This is a genomic window from Acidimicrobiales bacterium, from assembly GCA_035316325.1.
Lineage (GTDB): Bacteria > Actinomycetota > Acidimicrobiia > Acidimicrobiales > VFJN01 > DASXTK01.
Genome location: DATHJB010000110.1, coordinates 1 through 5,406 on the forward strand (window position 1 = coordinate 1; position 5,406 = coordinate 5,406).

The window sequence follows — 5,406 nt, forward strand, 5'->3', positions numbered from 1 at the left end:
GGACCTGCTCGCCCTCCCCGAGGAGGAGGCGATGACCAAGGTCACGCTCCTCGGTGCGCCGGCGTTCGCCCCGCCCGGTGAGGGCGACTACAAGGTCGCCGACCTGGAGCCGGGCGACTACATCGCCGTGTGCTTCATCCCTACCGGGATGACCGGTGACGACGGCCCGCCCCCCGAGGGGCCGCCGCACTTCACCCACGGCATGTTCGCCGAGTTCACGGTCACCTGATCCGGCGGGAACCCACAGCTGCCCTCGGAGCCGCCCCCTGGCTCCGGGGGCAGCGCCGCGCCCGTGGGGATGGTCGTCGCCGCGCTGCTGCTCACCGCAGCGGTGCTCGTCGGCCAGCCGACCACGGCCGGCGCCGAGACCGAGTACCGCAAGGGGCCCGACCCGACCGAGGCGAGCGTCACCGCCCCGCTCGGGACCTTCGCCACCGCGTCGACCACCGTGCCGGCGAGCGTCGCCGGCTTCGGGGGCGGCGTCATCCACTACCCGACCGACACCGGCCAGGGCACCTTCGGCGCCGTGGCCGTCGCCCCGGGCTTCCTGGGGAGCAGCGCCAACTACACCTGGATGGGGCCGCGCCTGGCGTCGCAGGGGTTCGTGGTGTTCCTCATCGACACCGACGCCCGGCTCGACCAGCCGCCGAGCCGGGGCGCCCAGCTGCTCGCCGCGCTCGACTACCTGGTCAACAGCAGCTCGGTGCGCACCCGCATCGACGCCAGTCGCCTCGCCGTGGCCGGCCACTCGATGGGCGGCGGTGGCACGCTGGAGGCGGCGAAGGCCCGGCCCGGCCTGCAGGCGGCCATCCCGCTGCAGCCGTGGCACACCGACAAGTCCTGGCCCGAGGTGCAGGTGCCGACCATGATCATCGGCGCCGAGGCCGACGCGACCGCCCCGGTGGCCAACCACTCGGAGCCCTTCTACCAGAGCATCCCGGGCACCACCGAGAAGGCGTACCTGGAGCTCAACGACGCCGAGCACCGGGTCGGCACCACCGGTGACACCACCCAGGCGAAGTTCATGATCGTGTGGCTCAAGCGCTACGTCGACAACGACACCCGCTACGAGCAGTTCATGTGCCCGCCGCCGTCGCCGAGCGCGGCCATCGAGGAGTACCGCCACACCTGCCCTGGCTAGGGCCGTTGTTAGGGTGACCCCCGTGCCAGGGCCGAGAACGCGGGACGCGCTGCTCGAACAGGGCGCCCTGCTCTTCGCCCGGCACGGGGTCGCCCGGGTCACCGCTCGCCAGCTCCACGAGGCGGTCGGGGCGCGCAACGAGTCGGCGCTCCACTACCACTTCGGCAACATCGACGGGCTGGTCGCCGAGATCGTGCGGCACCACGTCGCCGAGGTCGAGGTGCGGCGGGCGCCGCTGGTGGACGCCATCGTCGACGCCGGCCTGACGGACGACCTGCGGGCGCTCGTGCGGGCGCTGGCGGTCCCGATGTCCGAGGACCTGGACACGCCGATCGGCCGGGCCCACCTCCGGATCGTCGCCCAGGTGAGCCACCCGGCGCTCGCCTACGAGATGCCGTTCCGGGTGAGCGAGGCGCCGGCCGGCACCGCCGTGGTCAGGTGGCTGTGGCACGCCCTCGACGCGCTGCCCGACGCGATCCGCACCGAGCGGCTCGCCCTGCTGCGGGCCCAGCTCATCAGCGGTTTCGGGCTGCGGGCCCAGCTGCTCGACGACCAGCCCTCCGCCGACGAGCCCGCACCCGTGCCCACGCCGCTCTTCGTGGAGAACCTGGTCGACGTGATCGTCGCCGGCCTGCGCGTCGACCCCTCCGCCGAGGCCCTGGCCGTCACCCCCCGACGAAGGCGAACAGCTCACCCGTGACGTAGGCCCTAATGGGTTACATTAGAACGCGTGAGGGGGACGACGCTCGCCGACGCGTACGTGTGGGGCTACCCGCTGGTCGCGATGCACCGCACCTGCGCCGCTCACGGCGGGGTCGGGCGGCGGCTGGTGGCCCGGGATCGTCTGGCGACGGCGGCCGACCGCACGGTGGTGGCACCCAACAACGACACGCTCTACGCCTCGGGCTGGTTCGACCTCCGGGCCGGCGATCTCACGGTCGAGGTCGGCCCGCTGGACCGCTACTGGTCGGTGATGCTGCTCGACGCCTACACCCATGTCGGCTACGTGTGCCGGCGCCTGCACGGCCGCGACGGGGCGACCGTCCGGGTGACCTACGACCCGACGGCGGTGCCGGTGGTCGACAAGGCCACCGAGGTGCTGACCGTCGGGACGCCCACGGTGTGGGTGCTGGCCCGTGTCCTGGTCGCCGGGCCCCACGACCTCGAAGCCGCCCGCGCCGCATTGGCGCAGGTCACCGTCCACCCGTCCGGCGGACGGTCCACCGCCCGCCCGCCGGACGGGGACGGGTTCTTCGGCGAGCTGCAGGCGGCGCTGGCGACCGACCCGCCGGCGGCCTGGCACCCGCCGCCACCCGCCGGGCTGCCCGAGCTGATGGAGCGGTCCGACGACGCCGCGATCGCGGAGGGGCGACGACGGATGACGCAGGCCGCCGGCGTCGACCGGACCGGCAACGGCTGGGGCACCCGGTCGCGTGGCGCCGACTTCGGCGACGACGTGGCCTACCGGGCGGCGTTCGCCCGGGTCAGCCTGGCCGGGCACCTCCCGGCTGAGAACCGGTCGTACAGCCGCGGCTTCGACGGGTCCACCCGGTCCGAGCTGCGGTTCCCTCCCGCTGGCGAGCCGCCGGTCGACGGGTTCTGGTCGCTGTGCGTCTACGGCCCCGACTTCTTCCTGGTCGACAACGAGATCGACCGCCACAGCATCGGCGACCGCACGCCCGGGCTGCGCCGCGACGCCGACGGGTCGCTCACGATCGTCGTCGGCCACGACCGGCCGGCCGACACGTCCAACTGGCTGCCGACACCCGACGGGCCCTGCGTCCTGGCGCTGCGCGCCTACGAGGGGCGCGACGAGGTGGTCGACGCCCGCTGGTTCCCACCCGACCTGGAGCTCCGATGACGACACGACGCGCCCTGGCCCTGCTGCTGACGAGCTGCCTGCTGCTGGCGTCGGCCTGCTCCGGCGACGACGACCCGCCGACCGACGACGCCGACGACCCGCAGACCGACGAAGGAGCCGAGATGACCGACACCGAGCTGGCCGCCGAGGCGTACGTGGCCGGCTACCCCCTGGTGGTCTCGGTGCGCACGATGCAGCGCCTCGGCGGGCTGCTGGGCGTGAACAGCCTGTTCTGGCAGAACGCCCTGTCGGGGCCGCAGAACCGCATCATCGTGGCCCCCAACCGCGACACCCTCTACTCGATCGCCATCCTCGACCTGCGTGGCGAGCCGATGGTGCTGACGCTGCCCGAGGTCACCGACCGCTACTACACGTACCAGTTCCTCGACGCCTGGATGGAGTCGTTCGCCTACGTCGGCACCCGGGCCACCGACGGCCGGGCGGGCACCTGGGCGATCACGCCGCCGGGCTGGGAGGGCGAGCTGCCGGAGGGCGTCGAGCAGATCGAGTCGCCGACGCCCCAGGTGTTCATGCTGGGGCGCTTCCTGGTGGACGACGACGCCGACGTCGCCAACGTCTCGGCCATCAGCCGGCAGTCGAGCCTCCGGCCCCTCAGCACCCTCACCGGTGACCCCGCCGCACCCGCACCGCCGCCCCTGGGCGAGCCCGCCGGAACCGCCCAGGACATCCCCACCGACGCCGCGTTCTTCGACGAGCTGGGTGAGGCCCTCGCCGTCAACCCGCCCACCACGCCCACCCAGCAGGAGCTGTTCGCCGACCTCGAGACGCTCTCGGGCACGACGGACCGGACCGTTCTCGACCAGGGGGCGAAGGAGGGCGACGCCCGGATCGACGACGGGGCCGGCCGCGGCGTCGGCACCGGCGAGCTGGTCAACGGCTGGTCGGCCAACCTGGACATCGGCACCTACGGCGACGACGTCCAGACCCGGGCCGTGGTCGCCCGGGTGGGTTGGGGCGCGAACGTGGCCGACGAGGCGGTCTACCCGGTCACCCGGGTGGACGCCGGGGGCGAGCCGCTCTATGGCAGCGGCGGCGCCACCTACCGGATCACGTTCCCGCCCGGGGAGCTGCCGCCGGTCGATGCCTTCTGGTCGCTGTCGGTCTACGGCGGCGACATGTTCTTCGCCGAGCACCCGAGCGGCCGCTACACGATCGGCGACCGGACCCCGGGCCTGGTCCGGGCCGACGACGGCTCGCTCGAGATCGTCCTCGCCCACGACGAGCCGGCGGCGTCGGCCGGGCCCGCCGCCAACTGGCTCCCGGTGCCCGACGGCCCGTTCGTGCTCATGCTCCGCCTCTACCTGCCGGGTCCGTCGATCCTGGCGGGCGACTACGAGTACCCGCCGGTCGAACCGGCGACGTAGCCGTTCGCGTGCTCTGATGGCCGGGGGAGGGGAGCGATGACGGGCACCGACGTGGAAGGGGACGAGCGGCTCGACGCCGCGGGCCGGGGGATGCTGCTCGCCTGGTGGGCGGCCCGGCAGCCGGACGTGCCGGCGATCGTCGCCCCGACCGGCGACCGCACGTTCGCCGCGCTGAACCGGCGGGCGAACCAGCTGGTCCGGGCGCTGCGACGGCTGGGGCTGCGGGCGGGCGACGGGGTGGCGCTGCTGTGCACCAACCGGGCCGAGTTCGCCGAGGTGGGCGCCGCCTGCCAGCGGGCCGGCTGGCGCCTGACCACCGTCAACTGGCACCTCACCGAGGACGAGGCCGGCTACATCGTCGACGACTGCGAGGCGAAGGCCCTGGTGGCCGACGCGCCCCTGGCGTCGATCGCGGCGGGCGCGCTCCGTCGGGCGCCCGGCTGCGGCGTGGCGCTGGCGGTGGGCGGGGACATCGAGGGCTTCCGGTCCTACGACGCCGAGCTGGCGGGGGAGTCGGCCGACGACATCGACGACCCGGTGCTGGGCGGCTCGATGCTCTACACGTCGGGGACGACCGGTCGGCCGAAGGGCGTCTACCGGCCGGAGACGCCGCCGGCCCCGCCGATCAACCTGTTCGGCTACCGCGACGGCGTCCAGGACCGTCACCTGTGCACCGGTCCGCTCTACCACGCTGCCCCGCTGGCGTTCTCGCTGACCGTCCCGCTGACCTTCGGCGTCGGGGTGGTGCTGATGGAGCGCTGGGACGCCGAGGCCGCGCTGGCGCTGGTGGCGGAGCACGGCATCACCCACACGCACATGGTCCCCACGATGTTCCACCGGCTCCTGTCGCTCCCGGAGGCGACCCGTGGGCGCTACGACCGGTCGTCGCTGCGGTCGGTGATCCACGGCGCGGCGCCGTGCCCGGTGGTGGTCAAGCAGCGCATCATCGACTGGCTGGGCCCGGTGGTGTGGGAGTACTACGCCGCCACCGAGGGCACCGGCTGCTTCGTCGACTCGGC

At 73.8% G+C, this 5,406-nt stretch carries 6 protein-coding genes; all 6 read left to right on the forward strand.

What is annotated here, in order from left to right; all coding sequences use genetic code 11:
- A partial coding sequence (locus VK611_14850) for a hypothetical protein (protein ID HMG42612.1) occupies positions 1-229 on the forward strand: 229 nt, incomplete at its 5' end.
- 69 nt (positions 230-298) lie between these two features.
- Complete coding sequence (locus tag VK611_14855; protein HMG42613.1) at positions 299-1,141, forward strand: dienelactone hydrolase family protein; 843 nt, start codon at positions 299-301, stop codon at positions 1,139-1,141.
- A gap of 22 nt (positions 1,142-1,163) precedes the next feature.
- The gene (locus VK611_14860; GenBank protein HMG42614.1) at positions 1,164-1,841 is read left to right on the forward strand and encodes a TetR/AcrR family transcriptional regulator; all 678 of its coding nucleotides are present in this window, start codon (positions 1,164-1,166) and stop codon (positions 1,839-1,841) included.
- A gap of 30 nt (positions 1,842-1,871) precedes the next feature.
- On the forward strand, positions 1,872-3,002 hold the full coding sequence (locus VK611_14865; GenBank protein ID HMG42615.1) for a DUF1254 domain-containing protein: 1,131 nt from the start codon (positions 1,872-1,874) through the stop codon (positions 3,000-3,002).
- On the forward strand, positions 2,999-4,387 hold the full coding sequence (locus tag VK611_14870) for a DUF1254 domain-containing protein (protein ID HMG42616.1): 1,389 nt from the start codon (positions 2,999-3,001) through the stop codon (positions 4,385-4,387). Before VK611_14865 ends, VK611_14870 begins: the two co-directional genes overlap by 4 nt.
- Positions 4,388-4,423: 36 nt before the next feature.
- The coding region (locus VK611_14875) for an AMP-binding protein (GenBank protein ID HMG42617.1) at positions 4,424-5,406 on the forward strand (983 nt) is incomplete at its 3' end.